General features: G+C 69.0%; 20 protein-coding genes. 8 read left to right on the top strand and 12 right to left on the bottom strand.

The genetic code is table 11. The features are described 5' to 3' along the window. Positions 1-30: 30 nt before the first annotated feature. Positions 31-363: a hypothetical protein gene (locus DV707_RS15955; RefSeq protein WP_103992406.1), complete on the bottom strand. Its 333-nt coding sequence runs from the start codon at positions 361-363 to the stop codon at positions 31-33. Between the two features lie 88 nt (positions 364-451). Here DV707_RS15955 and DV707_RS15960 point away from each other — a divergent pair, with 88 nt between their 5' ends. Continuing rightward, on the top strand, positions 452-1,831 hold the full coding sequence (locus DV707_RS15960; protein ID WP_103992407.1) for a heme-copper oxidase family protein: 1,380 nt from the start codon (positions 452-454) through the stop codon (positions 1,829-1,831). 24 nt (positions 1,832-1,855) lie between these two features. Here the strand turns inward: DV707_RS15960 and DV707_RS18695 are convergent, their stop codons facing one another. After that, positions 1,856-2,014, bottom strand: a complete 159-nt coding sequence (locus DV707_RS18695) for a hypothetical protein (protein ID WP_170216875.1) — start codon at positions 2,012-2,014, stop codon at positions 1,856-1,858. A 98-nt stretch (positions 2,015-2,112) separates the two neighbouring features. Here DV707_RS18695 and DV707_RS15965 point away from each other — a divergent pair, with 98 nt between their 5' ends. The 3 genes from DV707_RS15965 to DV707_RS15975 all read left to right on the top strand — a co-directional run bounded on the left by DV707_RS15965 (position 2,113) and on the right by DV707_RS15975 (position 5,710). Beyond that, the gene (locus DV707_RS15965; protein WP_103992408.1) at positions 2,113-2,910 is read left to right on the top strand and encodes an SDR family oxidoreductase; all 798 of its coding nucleotides are present in this window, start codon (positions 2,113-2,115) and stop codon (positions 2,908-2,910) included. Positions 2,911-2,965: 55 nt separating this feature from the next. Further along, positions 2,966-4,462 (top strand): TrkH family potassium uptake protein, encoded by a 1,497-nt coding sequence (locus DV707_RS15970; RefSeq protein WP_103992409.1) that lies wholly within the window; start codon positions 2,966-2,968, stop codon positions 4,460-4,462. A gap of 123 nt (positions 4,463-4,585) precedes the next feature. Beyond that, on the top strand, positions 4,586-5,710 hold the full coding sequence (locus DV707_RS15975; RefSeq protein WP_103992546.1) for an MFS transporter: 1,125 nt from the start codon (positions 4,586-4,588) through the stop codon (positions 5,708-5,710). A gap of 111 nt (positions 5,711-5,821) precedes the next feature. Here DV707_RS15975 and DV707_RS15980 read toward each other — a convergent pair whose 3' ends face one another. The 3 genes from DV707_RS15980 to DV707_RS15990 form a co-directional block, all read right to left on the bottom strand. Then, a complete protein-coding gene (locus DV707_RS15980) occupies positions 5,822-6,229 on the bottom strand; it encodes a desampylase (RefSeq protein WP_103992410.1) in 408 nt (135 codons plus the stop codon). Between the two features lie 131 nt (positions 6,230-6,360). Further along, positions 6,361-8,364 carry an Nramp family divalent metal transporter gene (locus DV707_RS15985; protein ID WP_235010809.1) on the bottom strand — a complete coding sequence of 668 codons (2,004 nt, stop codon included), beginning with the start codon at positions 8,362-8,364 and terminating at the stop codon, positions 6,361-6,363. An 84-nt stretch (positions 8,365-8,448) separates the two neighbouring features. Then, complete coding sequence (locus tag DV707_RS15990; protein WP_103992411.1) at positions 8,449-9,072, bottom strand: helix-turn-helix domain-containing protein; 624 nt, start codon at positions 9,070-9,072, stop codon at positions 8,449-8,451. A gap of 365 nt (positions 9,073-9,437) precedes the next feature. Between DV707_RS15990 and DV707_RS15995 the strand changes: the two genes are divergently transcribed. Next, positions 9,438-11,207, top strand: coding sequence for an L-lactate permease (locus DV707_RS15995; RefSeq protein ID WP_103992412.1), 1,770 nt, complete (start codon positions 9,438-9,440; stop codon positions 11,205-11,207). A gap of 100 nt (positions 11,208-11,307) precedes the next feature. After that, positions 11,308-14,427 (top strand): FAD-binding and (Fe-S)-binding domain-containing protein, encoded by a 3,120-nt coding sequence (locus tag DV707_RS16000; RefSeq protein ID WP_103992413.1) that lies wholly within the window; start codon positions 11,308-11,310, stop codon positions 14,425-14,427. Between the two features lie 53 nt (positions 14,428-14,480). Here the strand turns inward: DV707_RS16000 and DV707_RS16005 are convergent, their stop codons facing one another. Continuing rightward, entirely contained in the window at positions 14,481-15,719 is a 1,239-nt protein-coding gene (locus DV707_RS16005) for an MFS transporter (protein ID WP_103992414.1), read from the bottom strand. A 121-nt stretch (positions 15,720-15,840) separates the two neighbouring features. Continuing rightward, complete coding sequence (locus DV707_RS16010; RefSeq protein ID WP_103992415.1) at positions 15,841-16,170, bottom strand: rhodanese-like domain-containing protein; 330 nt, start codon at positions 16,168-16,170, stop codon at positions 15,841-15,843. Between the two features lie 113 nt (positions 16,171-16,283). On the opposite strand from DV707_RS16010, the gene DV707_RS16015 reads away from it, so the two are divergent. Together DV707_RS16015 and msrA are read left to right on the top strand one after the other, a co-directional pair. Continuing rightward, positions 16,284-16,769, top strand: coding sequence for a dihydrofolate reductase (locus DV707_RS16015; protein WP_103992416.1), 486 nt, complete (start codon positions 16,284-16,286; stop codon positions 16,767-16,769). Between the two features lie 267 nt (positions 16,770-17,036). Beyond that, complete coding sequence (gene msrA, locus DV707_RS16020; protein WP_103992417.1) at positions 17,037-17,573, top strand: peptide-methionine (S)-S-oxide reductase MsrA; 537 nt, start codon at positions 17,037-17,039, stop codon at positions 17,571-17,573. Between the two features lie 153 nt (positions 17,574-17,726). On the opposite strand, the gene DV707_RS16025 is transcribed toward msrA, so the two are convergent. The 5 genes from DV707_RS16025 to DV707_RS16045 all read right to left on the bottom strand — a co-directional run bounded on the left by DV707_RS16025 (position 17,727) and on the right by DV707_RS16045 (position 22,632). Continuing rightward, a complete protein-coding gene (locus DV707_RS16025) occupies positions 17,727-18,407 on the bottom strand; it encodes a carbonic anhydrase (RefSeq protein ID WP_103992418.1) in 681 nt (226 codons plus the stop codon). Positions 18,408-18,633: 226 nt separating this feature from the next. Next, complete coding sequence (locus DV707_RS16030; protein ID WP_103992419.1) at positions 18,634-19,983, bottom strand: glutamate-5-semialdehyde dehydrogenase; 1,350 nt, start codon at positions 19,981-19,983, stop codon at positions 18,634-18,636. Further along, positions 19,980-20,810 carry a glutamate 5-kinase gene (proB, locus tag DV707_RS16035; RefSeq protein WP_103992420.1) on the bottom strand — a complete coding sequence of 277 codons (831 nt, stop codon included), beginning with the start codon at positions 20,808-20,810 and terminating at the stop codon, positions 19,980-19,982. Before proB ends, DV707_RS16030 begins: the two co-directional genes overlap by 4 nt. Continuing rightward, the gene (proC, locus tag DV707_RS16040; protein ID WP_103992421.1) at positions 20,807-21,580 is read right to left on the bottom strand and encodes a pyrroline-5-carboxylate reductase; all 774 of its coding nucleotides are present in this window, start codon (positions 21,578-21,580) and stop codon (positions 20,807-20,809) included. The genes proB and proC overlap by 4 nt, the downstream gene beginning before the upstream one ends. 158 nt (positions 21,581-21,738) lie before the next feature. Then, positions 21,739-22,632, bottom strand: coding sequence for a HEAT repeat domain-containing protein (locus DV707_RS16045; RefSeq protein WP_103992422.1), 894 nt, complete (start codon positions 22,630-22,632; stop codon positions 21,739-21,741). Positions 22,633-22,906: the final 274 nt, after the last annotated feature.

Raw genomic sequence — 22,906 nt, forward strand, 5'->3', positions numbered from 1 at the left:
GGCTGGCCGGTGCGTCGTCGCCGGCGACGGTCAGTCCACGACGTACGACCGGTGCTCGCCGCGCGTCTCGGTGTCCACGAACTGGTGTCGGGCGGCCCCGTCGGACTCGCCGACCGAAGAGCGGTCCTCGGCCGCCCGGTCGTACACCTCGTTCGCACCGCGACAGCCGTGGGACTCCAACAGGTCGACTGTCTCCGTCGGGACGCCGCTCTCGTCGGGCTCGAGGTCGACGACCACGAGCAGGTCGGTGAAACTCTTCGCGACGAACGCGTTTGCCACGGCGTCGTGATCGCACGCTCGCGCGGCGAGTCTCCGGAGCGTCGCCTCTCTCTCGCCCTCCTCGTCGACCTGGGAATCGCTCATCGTCGGGGAGTGGTCGGCCGTCCGCCTAACCCTACAGGCGAACATATTCGCGTGCAGGCCCAGGGTGATCCGCCCGCAACTCGCTCGTATGAGCGCGATACCGGGCGACATCGAGACGGACACGCAACCCCCGATGGCGATCCCGCTGCGGCACTTCCTCGTCGGGCTGGCGTTCCTCCTCGCGGGGGCACTCGCCGGGACCCTCGACCCGCTGGGAGTGCTCCCGGGCGCGATCACGCTCGCGCACGTCCACCTGCTCCTGGCGGGGTGGGTCTGCGTCACGATTATGGGCGCGATGACGCAGTTCGTCCCGGTGTGGTCCGGGACGACCCTCCACTCGCGCCTGCTATCGAGAGTTCAGCTCTGGGCCGTGACCGGCGGCCTCGCGGGGTTCGCCGTCAGCCTCCTCGGCGGCCGCTACGCGTGGCTCCCCCTCTTCGGCGTCCTGCTGCTCGTCGGCTTCTGGACCTTCGTCTACAACGTCGGCCGGACGCTCCTCGGGGTTCGACCCTGGGACGTGACGGAGCGACACTTCGCGCTCGCGCTCGGGTTTTTCCTGCTGGTGACGACCTTCGGCCTCGTCCTGGCGATCGGGTACACGCGACCGCTACTCGCGGGGCTTCCGGTCTCGCGGGGCGCCCTTCGGGGCTCGCACGCGACGCTTGCGGTCTTCGGGGCGGTCCTGACGACGGTGTTCGGCGCGCTGTATCAACTCGGGACGATGTTCACCCAGACCGAACTCCACGGGACCGATCGCCACCTCAGGCGGTTCGAGGAGGCGGGGTATCCGATCGGGGTCCTCCTGCTGGCCGGCGGGCGGCTGTTCGACGCCGTCGCCGTCGGCCGGCTCGGGGCGATACTCGTCGCCGCCGGCGTCGGAGCGATGGGGGTCGTCCTCGGTCGTCGACTCGTCGAGACCGCGGTTGCGTGGAACCCGATGCTCCGCCGGTACGCCGTCGCCGCGGCCGCGATGGTCGCCTGGGCCGTCCTGACGGTCCCCGCCTGGTACGCCTCACCGCTTGACCCGCGCGCGACGTTCGGGTCGCCGGCGGGGACGCACCTCCTGCTGTTCGGGGTCGTCGGGTTCGTCGTCGCCGGGACGCTCTATCACGTCGTCCCGTTCATCGTGTGGGTCCACCGCTACAGCGACCGCCTCGGCCTTGAGGCCGTGCCAATGATCGACGACCTCTACGACGACCGACTGGCGCGGGCGGACTTGGCGGCGCTCCTCGGGGGGACCACGGCGTTGGTCCTCGCCGAGGGGCTCTTGGCCGTGGGAGCGGTGACCGACGTCTCGACGGCGCTCCTTCTCGCCGGGACGGCCTCGACCGTCGGCTTCGGCCTCTTCGCGGTCAACCTGATCGGGACGGTCCGCCGACACGCCTCGGGCGCGGTGTTCTCCACGGACGAAGGCTCGGTGGAGTCGAAAAACGACGCCTCCACCGCGCCTGACGACGGTGGGTCGTGATCGACCCGCAACGAGCGACGCGTTTCAGCTTCGGAGCTTCTCGATCCGCTCTTCGAGGCTGTCGATGGCCTCGTCGACCTCCGCGCGGGCCTCTTCGGTCATCTCCTCTGCCTCGTTCGCGGCGTCGTCGAAGGCGGTGCGGACGCGTTCGAGCGCCTCGTCGACCTTGTCTGAATCGCTCATTGCGTGCCGACGGTGAGACGGTCCAGGGATAAATATCTCGTGGAGGGGGGTGCGGCGCTTCTGTCAACGCTTTTGTCCCCGCCGCCGCACGCACTCGTATGGACCTGCAACTCGCCGGCGACGCCGCCCTCGTGACCGCCTCCAGCAGCGGTCTCGGGAAGGCCTCCGCGCGGGCACTCGCCGCCGAGGGGGCGAACGTGGTGCTGAACGGTCGCGACGAGGAGCTCCTCGCGGCGGCCGTCGAGGACGTCCGGGGGGACGCCGCCGCCGACGCGACCGTGCTCGGTCACGCCGCGGACCTGACCGACGCCGACGCGGTCGAAGCGCTCGTCCGGCGCCCCGTCGACGAGTTCGGCGGCCTCGACCACCTCGTCACGTCCGCCGGCGGCCCGCCCGCGAAGCCGTTCCTCGAAACGACCGACGAGGAGTGGGACGACGCCTTCGACCTCCTCGTGAAGAGCGTCGTGCGGTCGGTCCGGGCGGCCGAACCGCACCTCCGCGCGGGCGACGGCGGGACGATCGTGACCATCGCCTCGATCAGCGTCAAGGAGGCCGTCGACGACCTCGTGCTCTCGAACTCGGTTCGAGCGGGCGTCGTCGGCCTGGAGAAGACGCTCTCGACGGAACTCGCTCCCGACGTCCGCGCCAACGCCGTGCTCCCGGGGACCCACGAGACCGCGCGCGTCGAGGAACTGGTCGAGCGAGGGGTTCGGGAGGGCGAGTACGACTCCTACGAGGCGGGGCTCGACGACTGGGCCGGGGAGATCCCCGTCGGCCGCATCGGCGATCCGATGGAACTGGGCCGCACGGTGGCGTTCCTCTCGTCTCCCGTCTCGTCGTTTATCTCGGGAGTCGCCCTCCCGATCGACGGCGGGGCCAGCGCGTCGAACCTATGACCGACGGTGCGGACCGGCGGCAAGCGGCACCGTCGACGGGCCGGAGGCGGTCTCCGTGACGCTCCGCGTCGACTGGCGCGTCAGCGTCGGACTCGTCGGAACGATCCTCAAGTGGCTGTGGGTGCCGCTCGCGCTCCCGTTCGCGCTGGCGCTCTACGACGGCACGCCGATCGTTCCGTTTCTCGTCCCGATGGTCGGCACGCTGCTGGTCGGCGCGGGGCTCGAACGGCTCCCAGAGACGCGGGACTTACGGGCCAGAGAGGCCTTCCTGATGGTCGCGCTCACCTGGCTGAGCATCGCGCTGGTCGGAACGGTCCCCTTCCTGCTGGCCGGGAACGGCACGCTCGCGACGCCGGTCAACGCGCTCTTCGAGAGCATGAGCGGGATCACGACGACCGGCGCGACCGTCGTCGTCGACTTCGGGGCGCACTCCCGGGCGATCCACCTGTGGCGGTCGACGCTGCAGTGGCTCGGCGGCCTCGGCATCCTGGTGCTGGCGACGGCGCTGCTCTCGCAGCTCTCGGTCGGCGGCGCGCAACTGATGGAGACCGAGACGCAGACCCAGGACGTCAACAAACTCACCCCGCGGATCTCCGAGACGGCGGCGCTGCTGTGGAAGCTCTACGTCGGGCTGACCGCGCTGATGATCGTCGTCCTCTCGCTGCTCGGAGTCGTCGGCCTCGCCCCGGAGATGACCCTCTTCGACGCCGTCGCCCACGCGTTCACCGCGGTCTCGACGAGCGGGTTCTCGCCGCGCGGAGACAGCATCGCGACGTTCTCTCCGGCGGTCCAGTGGGCGGTGATTCCGTTTATGGCTCTCGGGGCGACCAGTTTCGTGCTCCTGTACTTCGTTCTGCAGGGGGACTTCTCCCGCCTCCGCGAGAGCGACGAGTTCCGCTTCTACGTCGGTACTCTCACGCTGTTCACCGTCGCGACCGCGGCCGTCCTGTCCACCGACGCGGCGGCGGCGCTGACCGTCGAAGAGACGGTCCGTCACTCGCTGTTTCAGGTCGTCTCCATCGTCACGACCACGGGCTATGCGAGCGTCGACTTCGACCTCTGGTCGCCGGCGGCGAAGCACCTGCTCTTCGTGGGGATGTTCATCGGCGGGATGGCCGGCAGCACGACCTGTTCGATCAAGGCGCTGCGCTGGCTGGTCGTGATCAAGGCGTTCCGCCGGGACCTGTTCGTGGCGACGACGCCGAGCGCGATCCGCCCGGTCCGACTGAGCGGGAACGTCGTCGACGAGGAGACGGTCCGAGACATCTACGCCTACACGCTCGTCAGCCTCGTGTTCTTCATCCTCGGGACCGTCTTCGTCGTGATCGACGCCTCCCGCGTTCAGGTCGCCGTCACGGAGTTCGAGGCGATGAGCGCGGTCGCGGCGACGTTCTTCAACGTCGGCCCCGCCTTCGGGATCGCCGGCCCGCTCGCGAGTTACGAGCCGTTCCCGCCCACGACGAAGTTCGCGATGACGCTGCTGATGTGGATCGGCCGGATCGAGATCATCCCCGTCCTGGTGCTTCTGACGCCGTCCTTCTGGCGTTCGTAGCCCCCCGTCGGACCTCCCCACGGGGCGAATCGTGAGACGAGAATCGCAACGCACCTTACCGTCCGTCGCCGAACCCGAGTCGTGACCGAGTCGTCGACCGAAACGTCGCCGTACGCCCGTCGGATGCTCGTGACGGTCTCGCTCGGGTGGGCGCTGTTGCAGACCGGCCGGTTCCTGCTCTCGCCGCTTCTGCCGACGATCATCGCCGACCTCGGCATCTCCGAGGCGATGGCCGGCATCGCGCTCTCGATCTTCGGCGGGGCGTACGCGCTCGTGCAGTACCCCGGCGGCGAGTACTCCGATCGGTGGAACCGGACGACGCTCATCGTACCCGGACTCGTCGTCCTCGCGGTCGGGTTCGCGCTCTTCGGCCTGGCGACCGGGCTGGCGACGTTTCTCGTCGCCGCGACCGTCGTCGGGGTCGGAAAGGGGCTGTTCGCGATCCCCTCGCGGGCGCTGCTCTCGGATCTCTTCACCGAGCGGCGCGGCCGCGCCCTGGGGATCTACGCCGCCGGAACCGACCTCGGCGGCCTCCTCTCGTCCGGTATCGCCGTGCTCGCACTGACCTACGCGACCTGGCGGACGCCCTTCTTTCCGGTCGCCGTCGCGCTCGCGGCGATCACGCTGGTCTACGCCTCGCTGACCCGCGAGGGATACCGCGTCGGGAGCCCGACGCTCGAACTCCGAAGCACGGTCGGGCGGCTGGTTCAGAGCAGCCGGCAACGCGAGACGCTCGTCGCCTTCTCGCTGTTTTACTTTATGGTCGGCGGGTTCATCAACTTCGCGCCGACGTATCTGGCCCAGGCGAAGGGGTTCTCCGAGAGCCTCGCCGGCCTGACGTTCGCTATCGTGTTCGCCGTCGGCTTCGCGGTGAAACCGGTCGCCGGCACGCTGGGCGATCGCTTCTCTCGGCGCGGTATCGCCGTCACCGGGCTGCTCGTCGCGGCGGCCGCGCTCGTCGCCCTCGTCGCCGCCGGGTCGAACGTCGCCATCTGGCTGGCGGTCGGGCTGCTGGCGCTGGGCTACAAGACCGGCTTCCCGCTGGCGGACGCGATCATCCTCGACGGCGCGCCGGCGGAGGGGATGGGCGCGGACCTCGGGGCCGCGCGGGCGATCTTCCTCAGCGCGAACGCGATCGGCCCCGCCTACGTGGGGATCGTCGCGACCTACGGCAGCTACGACGCCGCCTTCGGCGGCTTCGTCGTCTGTCTGCTCGTCGCGGCCGCGCTCCTGTTCCGCGCCGGCTGACGGCTGCCCTCGGCGGTCCGCCGGCCCCGTCGCTCTCTCCGTGCCGCCACGTTCAGTCCGTCCCGAACCGCGGCCCGCCTCTCCGAACCGCGGCTCACCTCTCCGAACCGCTCACGCTTCGACGACGACGGTCTCGCGTTCGAACTCGTCGCCGCGCCACCGCCAGGAGCCCAGGTACGGGTACCCGTCGAGGGCGCAGATCGCGTAGGAGTACCCCGGCCACGTCGCCCGTTCGGCGTCGGTCTCGCTCGGGTGCGGCGGTCCCGTCGGGTGGCTGTGATAGAACCCGACGACCTCCATCCCGTCGGCCTCGACGCGGTCGATGGTCGCCAGCAGCGCCTCCGGATCCATCGCGTACCGGATCCGCGGCGCTTCGGCGACGTTCTCGACGGCGAAGACGTCGCTGACGCGACTCTCCTCGCCGTGCTTCCCCGCGAGCACGCCACAGACCTCCTCCTCACCGCCCTCGTACCCCCGGTGAACGATCTCGTCGTACGCTCCGCGCGCGATCGCGAGCATACCGCGGGTACGCGTCGAACCGTCAAAACCCCGAGGGTCGGGCCGGGCCCGACGCATTCTCTCTCGGTGGCCGTCTCGTTGCTGCCGTCCGGCGGCCGACGGCACGGCGGGACAACCGAGGCGGTCACCGGCTACGAGAACCGGCCGGCGGCCAACTCGGCGTTCTCGACGGTGCCCGCGGCGCGCCGTTTCGCGCCCGCGGACACCGCGATGGCGTAGGACTGGACCGCGAAGAAGACGGCCCACAGCGCGTATCCGCCGACGCCGCTCCCCGCGACGAGCGCCGCGGCGTCGAACCCGGGCAGCCCGAACTCGACGAGCGTGTCGGCGACCAGCAGGACGCTGAAGTAGCCGTAGAAGCCCGACGCCCACCACAGCGCGACGACGCGCGCCCACCCCGGTTGGAGGTGCTCGGGCAGCCGCGTCGTGTTCATCACGAGGACGAGGGCGGTGTAGGGCCACATCATCACGCCCGACATCGCCGCGCCGACGACGAGGAAGAAGAACGGCTCCCGCCCCTCGAAGGGCGAGGTGAACGCGAGGATGATGACGATGCCCCACAGACAAAAGCCCGTCAGGACGCGCCAGAAGAGCGTTTCGAGGTCCCAGCCGGCCTCGCGGCCGTACGCCTCGTAGATGGCGTCGACGCTGTTTCGGACGAACGACTCCACGATGGCGTACTCGGTGGTGAAAAGCGCGACGAAGAGCACCAGGAAGACGAGGACGGTCCCGATCGGCCCCAGCGCGGGCGCGACGTCGGTGAGCCACATCTGCAGGGCGTCGGAGGTGGTCCCCGGAGCGTAGCGGATGGCGACGCTCATCAGCGCGGGCGCGACCACGAACAGGCCGACGACGAACGTCAGGAAGTGCTCCAGTTGGACGACCCGCCACCACTCGCGCCACCGCTTCAGGTTCGTCGTCGTCGGCGGGAAGCTGAACCCGTCGCGCTCGATCGGCTCGGGGTCCTCGCCGTGGAACGGGTTCTTCACGCGCCCCTGGTAGTTCCCCATCCCGTAGCCCTTCTCGCGGGCCCAGAGGCTCTGTGAGAGGTTGAGGTACCCGCCCGCGCCGGCGAAGGCGAGCCCGCCGAGGAACACGGCGATGCCGAGGTCCGAGGGCAGCGTCCCGACGGACGCAGCCGCCGTCGGGAGGTCCGCGAACTCGACCCACGACCCCGCGACGGCCACCAGCAGCACGGCGGCGACGATGGAGACGAAGAGCAGGCCGATCTGGAACACCTCGACGGCGGTGTACATCACCGACGACACCTGATAGGAGAGCCAGATGAGGACCATCAGCCCGACGGCGACGAGCTTCCACGTCGCGAGCGAGGTCCCGAGGAGGCTGACGGGGCCGCTCAACCCGAGCGCGGCCGTCCCGACCCGCGCCGCACCGGCCGCCCACCCCGGCCAGCCGAGGCTGATCAGCCCGCCCGCCAGGAACAGCCACGGCCAGTAGTTCGCCACGCGGGCGAACGCGCGGAAGACGCTCTCGCCCGTCGCCAGCGTCCACCGCTGCAGTTCGGTGTTGATCACGAACTGCGTCAGCACGCCGACGGCGAACGCCCACAGGAGGGTCCACCCGTACTGTGAGCTCAGAACCGGCCAGAAGAGCGTCTCGCCGCTCCCCAGCGACGCGCCGAGCATGATGGCCGACGGCCCGACGATGTGACCGACGCGGGGCACCCGCGGCAGGTCCGTGAGCCGAAACGCGCCGCCCTCGCCCCGATCGGGGTGATCGTCGGTGTCGCCCGCCCGCTTCAGTTCGTCGTAGCGCAGGGGGAGATACCACGTCCCCCTGTACTGTCGACCCTCCACCTCGGGAGCGAACACCTCGTCGCCGTCGGACGTCGTGACGGGGCCGTCCCGGGCGTCGGTGTCGTCGCGATCCGGGTCGGGATCGGTACCCTCGCGATCCGAGTCGGGACCTGTACCCTCGCGGTTCGAGCCGGGTCCGTCGTCGTCGCGATCCGCTTCGGAGTTGTCGCCGTCGTCCGCGATCCGGTCGCTTCTCGGTCCCGAGTCGGCTCCCTCGTCTCCCGCCCGGCCGCCCGTCGTTCCCGAATCACCCCACTGCGACGGATCGCCTCCGGACGGAGCGGCGGACCGATCGTCGTCGCTCGGATCGGGATCCATCGGTGTGTCGATCGGTACTCCGACCCAACCGATGATAAATGCCGTGGCTGCCGGCCGAGTGCGGGACGCCGCGGTGCGTCGGGACTAGCCGCCGAGGAAGTGCCAGATGTGGCCGCGCTCTTTCGGGGGGTTGACGCCGGGGAGCTGCTTCAGCGCGGGCTGGATCGCGTTCCACCACCCCTCCGCGGACTCGAACCCCGCCGGATACTCGTGGTAGACGTCCCGCAGGAAGTCGGCCTTCTTCGCCTCCGGATGTTCCGAGAGGTACTCGTAGGCCGCCGACAGCGCCTCCCGGCGCGCGTCGAGCATCGGACCGCTCCCCGGGAGGTCGGCGTCGGCGATCGCGTCGGAGACGGCCGGGCGCCCCTCGACGGTTGCGCCGTCGCTCCCCGCGTCGGGACCGGCGGACGCCGTGTCGCCGTCGGCGGGCGATTCCGGCGGCGACGGGTCGGTCGGCATCGGGATCCACCAGACCCGCGAGCGCGCCCCGACCTTCCGGGTTTCGAGGTCGCCCCGCTCTTCGAGTTCGTTGAGTTTGTTGTGGGCGGTCCGCCTGGAGCAGTCGAGCGCCTCCATCACGTCCGAGGCCGTCAGCGGCCTCGCGCGGTCCTCGCGCGCCTCGAAGACCGCCAGGACGCGCTCCAGCGGAATCCGGTCGACGTACTGCCCGTGTTCGTTTCTGGTGCGCGCGCGGGCGTCGTCGGTCACGATTCGACCTCTTCACACGAGAGCATAAGCCTTTGCACTCGTGAGAGGTGCCACGACACACGTGCGCACACCCTGTTCACACGTGTATATTGGACTTCCGATCCGACCCTTTCGGAGTGGATTCCGGACATTCGACGAAGCGAAAAGATCCCATCTGAAACGGCGTTTAATGGCGTTTGAGGCCCAGATTCAATGGGTACTTCACACGACTGAAGTGGCTGGCGTCTCACGCCGTCCGCGTCGGTGGCAACCCCGATAAACGATAGCTATATATAACAATAGTTGGGTCGGATAGGCCACGATGCACGGAAACAGGAACGATCCTGGAACGAAATCGACTGGCATAGATCACGGGGTTGAGCGACATGGCTAGCGCGGTCGACGTACTGGTCGCGCTGCTCCCGCTCTTGACCATCGCGGTCCTCATGGTGGGCTTCTACTGGCCCGCGACGCGGACGATGCCGGTGGCCTGGGTGGTCGCGATCGCCGCCGGCGTCGTCGGCTGGGGAATGAACGCGACGTGGATCGCCGCCGCGACGATAAACGGCTTCATCACCGCGGCCAACATCCTCTACATCGTCTTCGGCGCGATCCTGTTGCTGTACACGCTCAAGCAGACGGGCGCGTTCGACGCGATCAACGCGGGCTTCGCCTCCGTCAGCGAGGACCGCCGCGTGCAGGTGGTGCTTCTCGTCTTCCTGATGGGGTCGTTCATCGAGGCCGCCGCCGGGTTCGGAACGCCCGCGGCCATCGTCGGCCCGCTGCTCGTGGGACTCGGCTTCCCGCCGCTGGCGGCGGTCGTCGTCGCGCTCACGGGCAACCTGATGGCGATCACGTTCGGCGCGGTCGGCACGCCGCTCATCATCGGGATGATCGACATCTTCGAGAGCGTCGAGACGATCACGACCGACGTCGTCGCCGGCGGGACGTACCCGGACATCGCGACCTGGGTGGCGGACATCGCGCTGTGGGCCGCGAGCTACCACGTGATCGTGGGTATCGCGCTCCCGTTCATCGGCGTCGCGATGATGACTCGCTTCTTCGGCGAGGAGCGGTCGATCCGCCCGGCGCTGGAAGTGCTGCCCCTCACGCTCTTTGCGTGGGCGTCGTTCTCGGTGCCGTACTTCCTGACCGCGTACTTCCTCGGGCCGGAGTTCCCCGGCCTGCTCGGGTCGATGGTCGGTCTGCTCGTCACCGTCAGCGCGCTCAAGGCCGGCTTCTTCCACCCCGACGAGGAGTGGGACTTCGCACCGCAGGAGGCGTGGCCGGACCACTGGATCGGCGAGATCCAGCCCGGCGAGTCGACGAGCGACGACGTCGCTGTCGCCGCCGACGGCGGGTCGGTGCAGTCCAGCGTCCCCACGGGCGGTATGGCGCTCTGGAAGGCCTGGACGCCCTACGCCCTCGTGGCGCTCCTGCTCGTGGTTACACGCGTCGTCGACCCCGTCCAGTCGTTCGTCACGATGGACGTGTTCACGCTGGCCTGGAGCGACCTCGCGGCCCTGCCGTTCGTCCGGGAGACCATCCTCGGGACGGGACTCACGAACGACTTCGCGCTGCTGTACCTGCCGGGCGCGGTGTTCGTCGCCGTCCACCTCGTGACGATCCCGCTGCACGGGATGGACGGGACGGAGATCAAGGCCGCGTGGGCCGAGACGATCGAGAAGGTCGCGCCGGCGGTCGTCGCGCTGCTCTTCGCGGTCGCGACGGTCCAGATCATGCTCCAGTCGGGATCGGCGACCGGCACCGACAGCATGCTCATCGTCCTCTCGGAGGGGATGGCCGGCGTCGCCGGCGGCGCCTACCCGTTCTTCGCCGCGTTCGTCGGCGCGTTCGGCGCGTTCCTCGCCGGCTCGAACACGGTCTCGGACATCCTGTTCGGGACCTTCCAGTACGGCGTCGCAGACCAGATCGGCACCTCCCGCACCCTGATGCTCGGGGCGCAGGCGGTCGGCGGGGCCATCGGCAACCTCATCGCCGTCCACAACGTCGTCGCCGCGCTCGCGGTCGTCGGCCTCGTCGGCGAGGAGGGCCGGGTCATCCGCCTGGAACTGATCCCGCTTCTCTACTACGGGACGGCGACCGGGCTGCTGACGCTGCTGTTCAGCTACGTGCTGTTCCCGGGCGTCTTCTGATCCAGGCGGCGTCCAGTCGTATTGCCTCACGACCGACCGCTTCCGATTTCGAGGATGACCGCGACCGACGCGGTTCCCACCCCAACGAGAGACTCACAACATGGCTTCGAACTCCCGCGAACACGCTACTGATCCCGCTACGGCGGGAAACTACGACTACGTCGGCGACGACGTCGAGCGTCCGGACCTAGTCTCGGACCTCGAATCCGTCGTCGAGGGCGACGTCCGGTTCGACACGTACTCCAGACAGCTCTACGCCACCGACGCCTCCGCGTACGAACGGACGCCGATCGGCGTCGTGATGCCGACGTCGACCGCCGACGTCGCGAACGCGATGGAGTACTGCGCCGCCGAGGGGATTCCGGTGCTCCCCCGCGGCGGCGGCACCAGTCTGGCCGGACAGACGGTGAACGAGGCCGTCGTCCTCGACCTGATGCCGGAGATGGGCTCGCTGGTCGAGGTCAATCCCGACGCCGGGACGGCGACGGCGCAGGCCGGCATCCGACTCGGCGACCTGAACGCGGCGCTGGAACCGCACGACCTGAAGTTCGCGCCCGATCCGGCGTGGGGCGACAAATCGGCGCTCGGCGGCGCGATCGGCAACAACTCGACGGGCGCCCACTCGCTCCGCTACGGCAAGACGGACTACTACCTCGAATCCGCGGAGGTGGTCCTCGCCGACGGAAGCGTCACCACGTTCGGGGAGATCTCCGTCGACACCCTCCGCGAGGAGGGCGACCCCGACGGGACGCTCGAAGAGCGGATCTACGCCGCCGTCTATCGCATCCTCGACGAGGAGGCCGACGAGATCACAGAGCGGTATCCCGACCTGAAGCGCAACGTCTCGGGGTACAACCTCGATATGCTCGTCGACGAGATGCGCGGCGAGCGCCGCCTGCCGGACGACTCCGGCGTCGACCCCGACAGCGAACCGGGGACGGTCAACCTCGCGCGGCTCCTCGCCGGCTCGGAGGGAACGCTCGGGATCGTCACCGAGGCGACGGTGTCGCTCGAGCCGATTCCGAACACGGCCTCCGTCGCGCTCCTGACGTACGATGACGTCCTCGACGCGATGGAGGACGTCGCGCCGATCCTCGAACACGACCCCGCGGCCGTGGAGGTGATGGACGACGTGCTCTTGGACCTCGCCCGCGACACGGCGGAGTTCGCCGACGTCGTCGGGGCGCTCCCCGACGGGACGGACTCGGTGCTGCTCGTGGAGTTCTACGCCGAGGACGACGATCACGGCCGCCGGCAGGTGGCCGATCTCGTCGCCGATAGGGTCCCGGACGCGTCGGCGGGTACCGATCCGAGCGAGGGCGCGGTGACGACCGAAGAGCCGCGAACCGCGGTCGACGCGATGGCGGCCCACGACGCCGAGACGCGCGCGAAGTTCTGGAAGATGCGGAAGTCGGGGCTCCCGATCCTGCTGTCGCGGACCACGGACGAGAAGCACATCGCCTACATCGAGGACACCGCGATCCCGGCGGCGAACCTCCCGGCGTACGTGGCGGACTTCCAGGAGATCCTCGACGACCACGACACCTTCGCCTCCTACTACGCCCACGCCGGCCCCGGCGTCCTCCACATCCGTCCGCTCGTCAACACGAAGACGGTCGAGGGCGTCGAGACGTTCGAGGCCATCGCCGACGCGGTGACGGACCTCGTCGTGAAGTACGGCGGGTCGGTCTCGGGCGAGCACGGCGACGGTCGGGCGCGAACCCAGTGGAACCGGAAGCTCTACGGCGACGAACTCTGGTCCGCGTTCCGCGATCTCAAGACCGCGTTCGATCCCGACTGGCTGCTCAATCCCGGCAACGTCTGCGGCTACGCCCCCGACGAGGTGCGGTCCGACGACGCGGCCGCGACGTCGGCCCACGAGATGACCGCAGACCTGCGGTTCTCTCCGGACTACGAGTTCGACGCCGGCTTCGACCCGGCGATGGAGTGGGACAACGAGAACGGGTTCCGGGGGATGGCGGAACTCTGTCACGGCTGTGCGGGCTGTCGCGGCCCGCAGGAGACGACCGGCGGCGTGATGTGTCCGACCTACCGGGCCGCCGAGGAGGAGATCCAGTCGACGCGGGGCCGGGCGAACATGCTCAGACAGGCGATGAGCGGCGGCCTCCCCGAGGGCGAACAGTTCGAAGACGAGTTCGTCGAGGAGGTGCTGGACCTCTGTATCGGCTGTAAGGGCTGTCTGAAGGACTGCCCCAGCGGCGTCGATATGGCGAAGCTGAAGGCCGAGGTGACCCACGAGTACCACCAGCGGAACGGATCGAGCCTCCGCGACAAGGTCTTCGCCAACGTGGGGACCCTCTCGAAGCTCGGGAGCGCGTTCGCGCCGCTCTCGAACCTCCTCCCGGAACTCCCCGGTGCCCGCCTCGCGATGGAGAAGACGCTCGGCATCGCCAGGCAACGCGAGTTGCCGCAGTTCCACCGCACCTCCCTGGAGGACTGGTTCGATTCGCGCGGAACGGCTGCCGTGAGCGAGTCCGAAGCCGACTCGAAGGTCTACCTCTTCCCCGACACGTACACGAACTACAACCACCCGGAGGCCGGCAAGGCCGCGGTCCGGGCGCTGGAGGCGGCGAACGTCCACGTCGCGGTTCCCGACGGCGTCACCGGCTCCGGCCGGCCGCCGCACTCGAAGGGGTTCGTCGACCTGGCTCGCGACAAGGCGCGGCGGAACGTCGACGCGCTGGCTCCGCTCGTCGACGGCGAGTGGGACGTCGTCGTCGTCGAGCCGTCCGACGCCGTGATGCTCCAGCACGACTACCTGGACCTGCTGTCGGGGGCGGACGCCGAGCGGCTGGCCGACAACACCTACGGCGTGATGGAGTACTTCGACACGTTCCGCCTGCTGGAACGCGACGGCGTGGCCGCTGCCGCTCCGTCGCGGTCGCTGGCCTACCACGGACACTGTCACCAGAAGTCGACGAAGAAGGACCACCACGCGGTCGGCGTCCTGCGCCGGGCGGGCTACGAGGTCGACGCGCTCGATTCGAGCTGCTGCGGGATGGCCGGCTCCTTCGGCTACGAGGCCGAACACTACTCGATGTCGCAGGCGGTCGCGAGCACCCTCTTCGAGCAGATCGACGCCTCCGCGGGCGAGACCGTCGTCGCGCCCGGCGCGTCCTGCCGGTCACAGCTCGGCGACCGCGAGGGGGAAGAAGAGCCGCCGCACCCGGTCGAGGCGCTCGCGGACGCTATCGTCTGACCCGCGGCAGGGCGTCGGCGTCTCGCGTTCTCGCCCGTTCGATTCGACGCCGGTCAGCCGGCCACCGGTTCCGGCGCGCGCCACGCGAGCGCGATGCCCCCGAGGGCGAGCGCACCGAAGAGGAGGAACGCGACGTCGAAGCCCGCGGCGTCGACGACCGCCCCGCCGGCGATCGGCGAGAGGAACGCCCCCGCGAGGCCGACGCTCGTCTGGAACGCCACCGCCGTGGCGGCGACGTGGGACTCGACCACCTCTCTGACGTAGGTGAACGAGAGGCCGAGCGTGAGCTGGATCGCGAAGCCCGAGAGGAGCAACACCGCGACGAGAAGCGGGATCGATCCGAGCCGGGTGAACACGAGCATCAGGGGCGCCGCGATCAGGAAGGATCCGAGAAGGACCGGCCGTCGCCGACCGTCGAAGACGCGGTCGGAGAGGAGCCCGCTGCTGATCCTGGAGACGAGGCCGACGGCGGGGAACACCGACACCAAGAGGCCGCTCGCCGCCAGCGAGAGCCCGATCTCCCCGGTCAGGTACGACGACCCCCAGCTGTTGATGAACAGATACAGCGCGTAGCTGAGAAAGCCGAGCGCTCCGGCGAGCCAGACGGTCCGGTTGCGGAGGACGGTCCCGAACTCGGCCAGCGAGGGCGCGTCGCCGCGAGCCCCGCCCAGCCCGCGACTCGCGGGCAGAAAGACGAGGAGTCCGAGGAGCGGGACGCCGGTGAACGCCAGGAATATCGCCGGCCACCCGAACCGCGCGGCGACGAGCGGTCCCGTCCCCTGTCCGATGGCGAATCCGACCGGCCCGCTGGCGGTGAAGATCCCCACGGCCGTCGCCCGGCTGCCGGCGCTCACGGCGCGGCTGACGATGTCGATGCCGGCGTTCCAGACGACGACGTAGGCGACGCCGCCGACCGCGCGAGAGGTGATCACAGACCAGTAGCTCCCGCTCCGTCCCGCGATCCACCCCCAGACGCCGGCGACGAACAGCGCGAGCACGGCGAGGGTCATCATCCGTCGGGTGTCGGTCCGGTCGAGGACCGCCCCGGCGGGGAGGCTCGTCACGACTGCGGTGCCGAACATGACTCCGACGAGGAGGCCCGCCGCCGACGACCCGACGCCCAGGGAGTCGCGGATCAGCGGCGTCACGCTCGCCGGCACGATCTCGTAGGCCGCCAGTCCGGTCGATATCAGCGTCGCTCCCGCGACGAGACCGACGGTCCGCCAGTCGCGGCCACTCGTCTCCCCCGTCGGGGTACCGCCCGACCGATCGCCCCCGCGTCGTCCGTTCATCAGTACGGAGACGTGTCGGCTCCGGGATTAGAAGGCAGCGATCCGCGGCTTTCGTGAGGCCTTCGGCGCCAGCACGCCCAGCGAGCGCCCCGCTTTCTCTCTCCGGATCGACCGGGCTGCGTTACTCGTCGTCGGCTTCGAGTTCGTACGTCCAGGCCTGGTAGCCGCCGGCCATACTCTTCACGTTCGTCTCCTCGCCGACGCCCTCGTAACTCCCGATGAGCCGGGCGGCCTGTATCGACGACTGGCCGATCGGACAGGCGACGACGACCTCCTCGGCCCACTCGATGTCGTCGACGCGGCTCGGCAGTTCGTGCATCGGGACGTTCTCCGCCCCCGGAACGTGTCCGGAGGCGAACTCCGCCGGCGAGCGGATGTCGATCACCTGTACGGGCTCGTCGCCGTCGAGCTTCCGTTTGAGTTCCTCGGGGCTGATCTCGTCGACAGTCATCCCTCCAGCGTACTGGCTCCCCGCACAAACTGATTTCGGACCGCTCGGCGGTTTCGCGTGACTCGGGCCACTCGGCGGTCCCGTTTTGTATCTCCCGCGCGTATCCGGCCGCTATGGAACTCGTTTCAGTCGCCGCCGTCGCCGAGAACGGCGTCATCGGCCGCGACGGCGAACTCCCCTGGGAGAGCATCCCGGCCGACAAGCGACAGTACCGACGGCGGGTCGCGAACGCGCCCGTCGTCCTCGGGCGACGGACCTTCGACTCGATGCGGGACGACCTCCCCGGCAGTCACCAGATCGTGTTGAGCCGGAGCGAACGCGAGTACGGGGTCGACACCGCGTTTCACGCGGGCGACGTCTCGGAGGTCGTCGCCGTCGCGGAGTCGCTCGGCGCCGAGGTCGCCTACGTTCTCGGCGGCGCGACGATCTACGAACTGTTTCAGCCGCACGTCGACCGGATGGTGCTGAGTCGCGTCCCCGGCGAGTACGAGGGCGACGTCCGGTATCCCGCCTGGGAGGAGTCGGAGTGGCGGCTGGAATCGTCCGCGGAGTGGGAGGGCTTCACGCTGGAGGAGTGGATTCGACGCTCGGCGGGCTGATACCGATCACTCCCGCCTCTCGGGACGGCGGGTCGCGATGGCGAACAGTCGGCACACAGTCGACGACGGACCGGTCGGAACCGCCGCCTCCTCCCACGTCGACGTGCCGAACGACCGCGACCCGACGTGGGGCCTCGCTCAAGTCATACGCCCCCTGGCCCCGTCCTGGTATATGAACTGTCGCCCCCGCAAGCCGAACGCGGCAGTCGGCATCGCCGGTGTCCCACGCGCGTCAGCTACATAGGATTCCACGCCCAAGGAACACCGATGACGACCGAAACGGCCACGTTCGGCGGCGGGTGCTTCTGGTGTACCGAGGCGGCGATGAAGGAACTGGCCGGCGTCGAGTCGGTGACGTCGGGCTACGCTGGCGGCGACACCGACGACCCGACCTACCGGGAGGTCTGTGCCGGCACGACCGGACACGCGGAGGTCGTACAGGTGGCGTACGATCCGGACGTGATCGACTACGCCGACCTCCTGGAGGTGTTCTTCGCCACGCACGACCCGACCCAGCTGAACCGACAGGGCCCCGACGTCGGCACGCAGTACCGCTCGATCGTGCTGTATCACGACGACGACCAGCGGCGGCAGGTCGAGGCGTACGTCGACGCGCTCGACGGCGAGTACGACGACGAGGTCGTCACCGAGATCGCGGAACTGGAACGCTTCTGGCCGGCCGAAGAGCACCACCAAGACTACTTCGAGAAGAACCCCTCAGACGCCTACTGTCGGATGCACGCCCGGCCGAAGGTCGAGAAGGTCCGCGAGAAGTTCGCCGAGCGCGTCCGCGCGGACGCCTGATCTCTCTCTCGGTGCGGTTCCGGAACCTGTCGGGCCGAGGCGTCGCTCTCCCGTAGAGAGTATCGTAGCAACCCATCGGTTCGGTTCGATCCGAATCGAATACCGCGGCCGGCCGAGGGTCTGTGGACCGCCGGTCGGCTGCGACACTCCCTCTCAGTACTCCCAGAGACGCTCGATCCGGGAGGCGATCTCCGGATGGTCGGCTTTGAGTCCCTCGACGGTCGTTTCGCCGTCGACGTTGACGACGTGGATCTCGCCGCGGCGTCCCGAGTACACGTCTTGAAAATCGTAGACGGCTCCGACAACGGTGGTCTCGGGAGGGACCTCGTCGCTCGCTCTCAGGCGGTCGATCTGTCGGTCGACGTTGTATTCGACGAGGTAGTTGATACTCTCCGTTCGGTCGGCGCCGTCGGGGAGCAGTTCGACCCCCGCCGTTAGGTGGGACCGCAGCAGCCCGAGGCAGTGGCTGATGCCCGCCGGTTCGGACTCGTCGCCGGTCAGCCCGTCGTAGGCCGCCGTGACTGCGCCACACCCGGTGTGTCCGGTAACGATAACGAGCCCCGTGTCCGCGTGGACGATCGGATAGAGGACGTCTCCCGAGACGACCTCCCCGCGATCGGTTCGCTGGACGACTCGGTTTCCGATGTTGCTGCAGGTGAACAGCCGCCCCGGAACGTCGTTGCCCCACATGTGATCCTGGAGGACGCGGGAGTCAGAGCAACAGACGGTGACCGCCTCGGGCCACTGCGCGTCCTGGACGTCGTCGAATCGGGACTGCAGCCCCCTCGCGTGTGTCGAGTTGCCCCGTAACAACGCCGCGAGCACCTGGTGCATAGGTCCCCTGTCACGCCCCGTCGTATAGAGTGTTCGTCCGGTTCCCCGACGGTCGCGTTCGAGTCGGCACTCGAATGCCCGTGACGGGCCACAGCCTCGGTCCGCACCCGGGTTGCGTCCGCGCCGTTCTCGGGTCGCTCCGAATATCGCGCTCTTCGGTCCGAAGGGGGTTCGAACGACCTCGACCACGTTGCGAGGGAGCCGCACGCGGTCGATCACGTCGCCGTCACTCGGTCGACAGCCGGCCCGGGTTCCACTCGCCCTCGAAGTCCTCGTGGAGGTACGGCTTCGCGTTCTCGCCGGCGTACGTCGCGACGAGCTGGCCGTCGCCCTCCAGGTGGTACTTGTAGGTCGTCAGCCCCTCCAGGCCGACCGGCCCGCGGGCGTGGGTCTTGCCGGTGCTGATCCCGACCTCCGCGCCCAGGCCGAAGCGGTAGCCGTCGGCGAACCGCGTCGACGCGTTGTGGAAGACGCTCGCGGCGTCGATCTGCCGCATAAACTGCTCGGCGTGTTCCGCGGTCTCGGTGACGATCGACTCGGTGTGCTTCGAGCCGTAGGTGTTGACGTGGTCGATGGCGTCCTCCAGCGAGTCGACGATCTTCACCGCGAGGATCAGGTCGCCGTACTCGGTCGACCAGTCCGCCTCGCTCGCGGCGTCCATCTCGACGACCTCCCGAGCGCGCTCGTCGCCGCGGAGTTCGACGTCCGCCTCGCGGTAGCGGGCGGCGAGGTCGGGCAGCAGGTCCTCGGCGACCGACTCGTGGACGAGAAGCGTCTCGACGGCGTTACAGACCGCCGGGTACTGCACCTTCGCGTCGAAGGCGACGTCGGCGGCCATCTCGAGGTCCGCGTCCTCGTCGGCGTAGACGTGACAGATCCCCTCGGTGTGGCCGAGCACCGGGATCTTCGTGTTGTCCTGGACGTAACTGACGAACTCCGAACTGCCCCGCGGCATGAGGAGGTCGACGGCGTCGTCGCGTTCGAGGAGCGTTTCGACGTCCTCGCGGGCCTCGATGAGCTGTGCCCACCCGTCGGGGATCTCCGCCGTCGCGTCGCGGATCACGTCGTAGAGGACCCGATTCGAGTGCGCGGCCTCGCTGCCGCCCTTCAGGACGACGGCGTTGCCCGACTTGAGGCTGAGCGCGGCGATCTGCACCAGCGCGTCCGGCCGCGACTCGAAGACGGTCCCGAGCACGCCGATCGGGACGGCGACCTTGTACAGTTCGAGGTCGTCGTCGAGCCGTCGGGCTTCGAGCGTCCGGCCGAGGGGGTCCTCCTGGCCGGCGACGCTTCTGACCATCTCGGCGATGCTCTCTAACTTCGACTCCGAGAGCTTCAGCCGGTCGACGAACGCCTGGGTGTACTCGCCCGCCTCCAGCATCTCCTCGCCAGCCGCGACGTCCTTCGCGTTGGCCTCGAGGATCTCCTCGCTTCTGGCCTCGATGCCGTCGGCGATGGCGTGGAGCGCCTCGTTCCGGGCCGACTCCGAGAGGTTCGCCAGCTGCAGCGCTGCGGACTGTGCTTCCGTCACTTTCGTGTCGGCCGACTTCTCGGCCGTCGTGCTGCGTTCTGTCATACGTGACCGTTGATCGGGACGAAAATAGTTCCCACGGGTTGTTCGGTGGCGATCCGTTCGAGGACGTCCGGCTCCGTCGAGCGGGCGATGATCGCCGGCCGTCCGTGTTCGCTCACTCTCCGGGCGCCCTGGACCTTCGTCCGGATGCCGCCGAACGAGCCGCTCGCCGTCGACTCGACGATCCGTTCGACCTCGTCGTAGTTGCGGCCGACCGCCTCGATGAGCGTCGCCTCCGCGTCCTCCTTCGGGTTTCCGGTGTAGACGCCGCCGACGTCGGTGAGCGTGACGAGCAGGTCGGCGTCGACGCCGATCGCGATCGACGAGGAGATCATGTCGTTGTCGCCGATGCGGATCTCCTCGGTCGCGACGGCGTCGTTCTCGTTGACGATGGGGACGACGCCCCACTCTAAGAGCGTCTCGACCGTGTTCTTGAAGTTGGTGAACCGGTCGGTGTCCTCGAGGTCGTGCTCGGTCACGAGGATCTGCGCGACCGTCAGGCCGTAGCGCTCGAAGCTCTCCGTGTACCGGCGCATCAGGTGGCTCTGGCCGATCGTCGACAGCGCCTGGGACTCCTCGACGGTGTCGTCGGGGTCGAACCCGATCCGGCCCTTGCCGGCGCCGATCGCGCCCGAGGAGACGAGGATGACCTCCTTGTCGCGCTCGACGAGGTCGGCCACGTCGTCGACGAGCTTGTCGAGCTTGCCGTCGTCGAGGTTCGACTCCTCGTCGGTGAGCGAGTTCGTGCCGGCCTTGACGACGACCCGGCCGGCCTCGGCGGCGAGCCGCCGTGCCTCTTTGAGCTCCGCCGCGGCGACGGCCCCGCTCATTTTTCGGCTTCCTCGGCCAGTTCGGCGGAGCGTCGCCGCGCGGCGCTCAGGGCGTCGCCGACGTCCGACTCCACGCTGCTGTCCCACAGGACCTCCATCCCCTCGATCGTCGTCCCGCCCGGCGAGCAGACGGCGTCGATCAGGTCCTCGATCGACTCCTCGGAGCGGAGGACCGTCTCCGCCGCGCCCTTGAACGTCTGCGCCGCCAGCACGCGGGCGTCGTCGGCGTCGAGTCCCTCCTCGGCGGCGCGCTGCTGCATCGCGCCGATCAGGTAGAACACGAACGCCGGACCGCTCCCGTTCAGCGCCGTGGCGACGTCCATCAGGTCCTCGTCGACGACGACGAACTCGCCGAGGTCCGAGAGCATCGCCTTGACGTTCTCGTCGGGTTCCGCCCACGAGACGGCGGCGGCCATGTTCCGCGTTCTGGCCGCGAGGTTCGGCATCACGCGGACGACCGACGCGTCGGTCTCGCTCGCGACGACGTCGGTCGAGACGCCCGCCGCGATCGTGACGAGCGTCTGCTCCGCTCGGAGATCGAGGTCTTCGAGCACCAGCGGCACGATGTCCGGCTTCACCGCGAGGACGACGACCGCGGAGTCCCGAACGTCCTCGAGGTCGGTCGTCGTCCGATCCGCGTATTCCTCGATCGCCTCGAAGGCGTCGGGGTCCACGTCGTAGGCGGTGATGTCGTAGTTTCCGGCCTGGGCGAGCCCCGTTATCAGGGCGCCGCCCATGTTCCCACAGCCGATTACGCTCACGTCGATCATCTTGTACGTCCCTACGCGATGCCGTTGATATACGAACTTTGGTTTTCGGTCGGGGTCCACGTCGTAGGCGGTGCCGGGGTCCGCGCCCGTCGGTGACACCGATATTCGCCGTTCGCGGCGTTATTCGTCGTCCGGGACGCTGTTCGCCGTTCGTGACGCTATTCGGGCTCCCCGAGGGATTCGAGCGCGTCGGCCGCCGACCCGCGGACCCGGTCTGCGGGGTCGGATTCGGCCAGTTCACGCAGCGCGGGAACCGCGTCGGTCGCGCCGACGAGCCCGAGCGTTCCCGCGGCGTCCTTGCGGACGAGTTCCGACTCGTCCTCGAGGGCCGCCACCAGCACGTCGCGTCGACCGCGGACGAGTTCGGGCCGCCCCAGCGCGTACTCGTAGAGCGCGAACGCCGCGTGGTACCTGACCCGCGGGTGCGGATCCGACGCGAGCGACTCCGCGGCGACGGCGACGAGCCGAGGCGTCTCGTCCGGGAACGCGTCGCGGATCGGCGGATACTCCTCGGCGACGTCCGACAGCGCCGACGCGGCGACCCGCCGGACGAGGTCGTCGTCCCGCTCGGTGAGCGAGACGAGCACGTCCACGTAGCCGTCGGTGTAAATCACGACCGACGCGAGCGCCCACCCGACCTCCCGTACCGCCGTGACCGTCCGCGTCTCCGCGTCGAACTCCGGGTGGGACCGCTCGTAGGCGCGGACGGCTGATTCGATAGTGTCCGCTCGCTCCACCGATCCCGTGAGGACGAGCGCCGCCGCGGCGAACGCCACGACGCGCGGCTGGAACCACCCCTCGGCGTCCGGATCGACGGACAACCGTACTCCCGCGTCCAGTAGCTCGGTGTCCGCCAGGAGTCCGCCGAGCCGATCGGCGTACGGCTCGACGTCCCGGCCCGCCAGCGCGAGGCGGCCGAGCGCTTCTGCTGCGTGTCCCCGCGCCGCACGCGAGTCGGCGTCGAGGCACGCGCCGAGTTCCTCCAGCTCTACGGCCGTCGGTTCCCGCCGGGCGGCCTCGCTGATCCGCGACGCGCGGTTCGCGTCGGTCATACGTGTCAGGACACGCGACGGCCGTTTAGTTGTACCTGCCACTTCGTCCCTCGGGAACGACGTTCCCTCCCGCTGGAGGGCCCCGTCGCTCTCCGAGCCCTCCGTCTATTTCTATTCACTAAATAGCTTCATTAGATGTGTTCACTATATATGTTCACTAGATACATTCATTAAATGTGTTCATTAGAGAACTATCCGGATGTTCTCTGCGTCCCAGATGTTCTCTACGCACATTTCACGGCAGCGCGGTCGACCGCCCGATTCGAGAGGGGGG

Source organism: Halobellus limi (assembly GCF_004799685.1).
Classification (GTDB): domain Archaea; phylum Halobacteriota; class Halobacteria; order Halobacteriales; family Haloferacaceae; genus Haloquadratum; species Haloquadratum limi.

What these genes read in the sequence shown, in the direction of transcription:
- DV707_RS15960 (WP_103992407.1), top strand. Translation starts at nt 452, where the DNA reads ATGAGCGCGATACCGGGCGACATCGAGACGGACACGCAACCCCCGATG.
- DV707_RS16005 (WP_103992414.1), bottom strand. Translation starts at nt 15,719, where the DNA reads ATGAACGGACGACGCGGGGGCGATCGGTCGGGCGGTACCCCGACGGGG.
- DV707_RS15975 (WP_103992546.1), top strand. Translation starts at nt 4,586, where the DNA reads ATGCTCGTGACGGTCTCGCTCGGGTGGGCGCTGTTGCAGACCGGCCGG.
- DV707_RS16000 (WP_103992413.1), top strand. Translation starts at nt 11,308, where the DNA reads ATGGCTTCGAACTCCCGCGAACACGCTACTGATCCCGCTACGGCGGGA.
- DV707_RS16030 (WP_103992419.1), bottom strand. Translation starts at nt 19,983, where the DNA reads ATGACAGAACGCAGCACGACGGCCGAGAAGTCGGCCGACACGAAAGTG.
- DV707_RS16025 (WP_103992418.1), bottom strand. Translation starts at nt 18,407, where the DNA reads ATGCACCAGGTGCTCGCGGCGTTGTTACGGGGCAACTCGACACACGCG.
- DV707_RS15955 (WP_103992406.1), bottom strand. Translation starts at nt 363, where the DNA reads ATGAGCGATTCCCAGGTCGACGAGGAGGGCGAGAGAGAGGCGACGCTC.
- msrA (WP_103992417.1), top strand. Translation starts at nt 17,037, where the DNA reads ATGACGACCGAAACGGCCACGTTCGGCGGCGGGTGCTTCTGGTGTACC.
- DV707_RS15980 (WP_103992410.1), bottom strand. Translation starts at nt 6,229, where the DNA reads ATGCTCGCGATCGCGCGCGGAGCGTACGACGAGATCGTTCACCGGGGG.
- DV707_RS15985 (WP_235010809.1), bottom strand. Translation starts at nt 8,364, where the DNA reads ATGGATCCCGATCCGAGCGACGACGATCGGTCCGCCGCTCCGTCCGGA.
- DV707_RS16010 (WP_103992415.1), bottom strand. Translation starts at nt 16,170, where the DNA reads ATGACTGTCGACGAGATCAGCCCCGAGGAACTCAAACGGAAGCTCGAC.
- proC (WP_103992421.1), bottom strand. Translation starts at nt 21,580, where the DNA reads ATGATCGACGTGAGCGTAATCGGCTGTGGGAACATGGGCGGCGCCCTG.
- DV707_RS16015 (WP_103992416.1), top strand. Translation starts at nt 16,284, where the DNA reads ATGGAACTCGTTTCAGTCGCCGCCGTCGCCGAGAACGGCGTCATCGGC.
- proB (WP_103992420.1), bottom strand. Translation starts at nt 20,810, where the DNA reads ATGAGCGGGGCCGTCGCCGCGGCGGAGCTCAAAGAGGCACGGCGGCTC.
- DV707_RS15995 (WP_103992412.1), top strand. Translation starts at nt 9,438, where the DNA reads ATGGCTAGCGCGGTCGACGTACTGGTCGCGCTGCTCCCGCTCTTGACC.
- DV707_RS16045 (WP_103992422.1), bottom strand. Translation starts at nt 22,632, where the DNA reads ATGACCGACGCGAACCGCGCGTCGCGGATCAGCGAGGCCGCCCGGCGG.
- DV707_RS15965 (WP_103992408.1), top strand. Translation starts at nt 2,113, where the DNA reads ATGGACCTGCAACTCGCCGGCGACGCCGCCCTCGTGACCGCCTCCAGC.
- DV707_RS18695 (WP_170216875.1), bottom strand. Translation starts at nt 2,014, where the DNA reads ATGAGCGATTCAGACAAGGTCGACGAGGCGCTCGAACGCGTCCGCACC.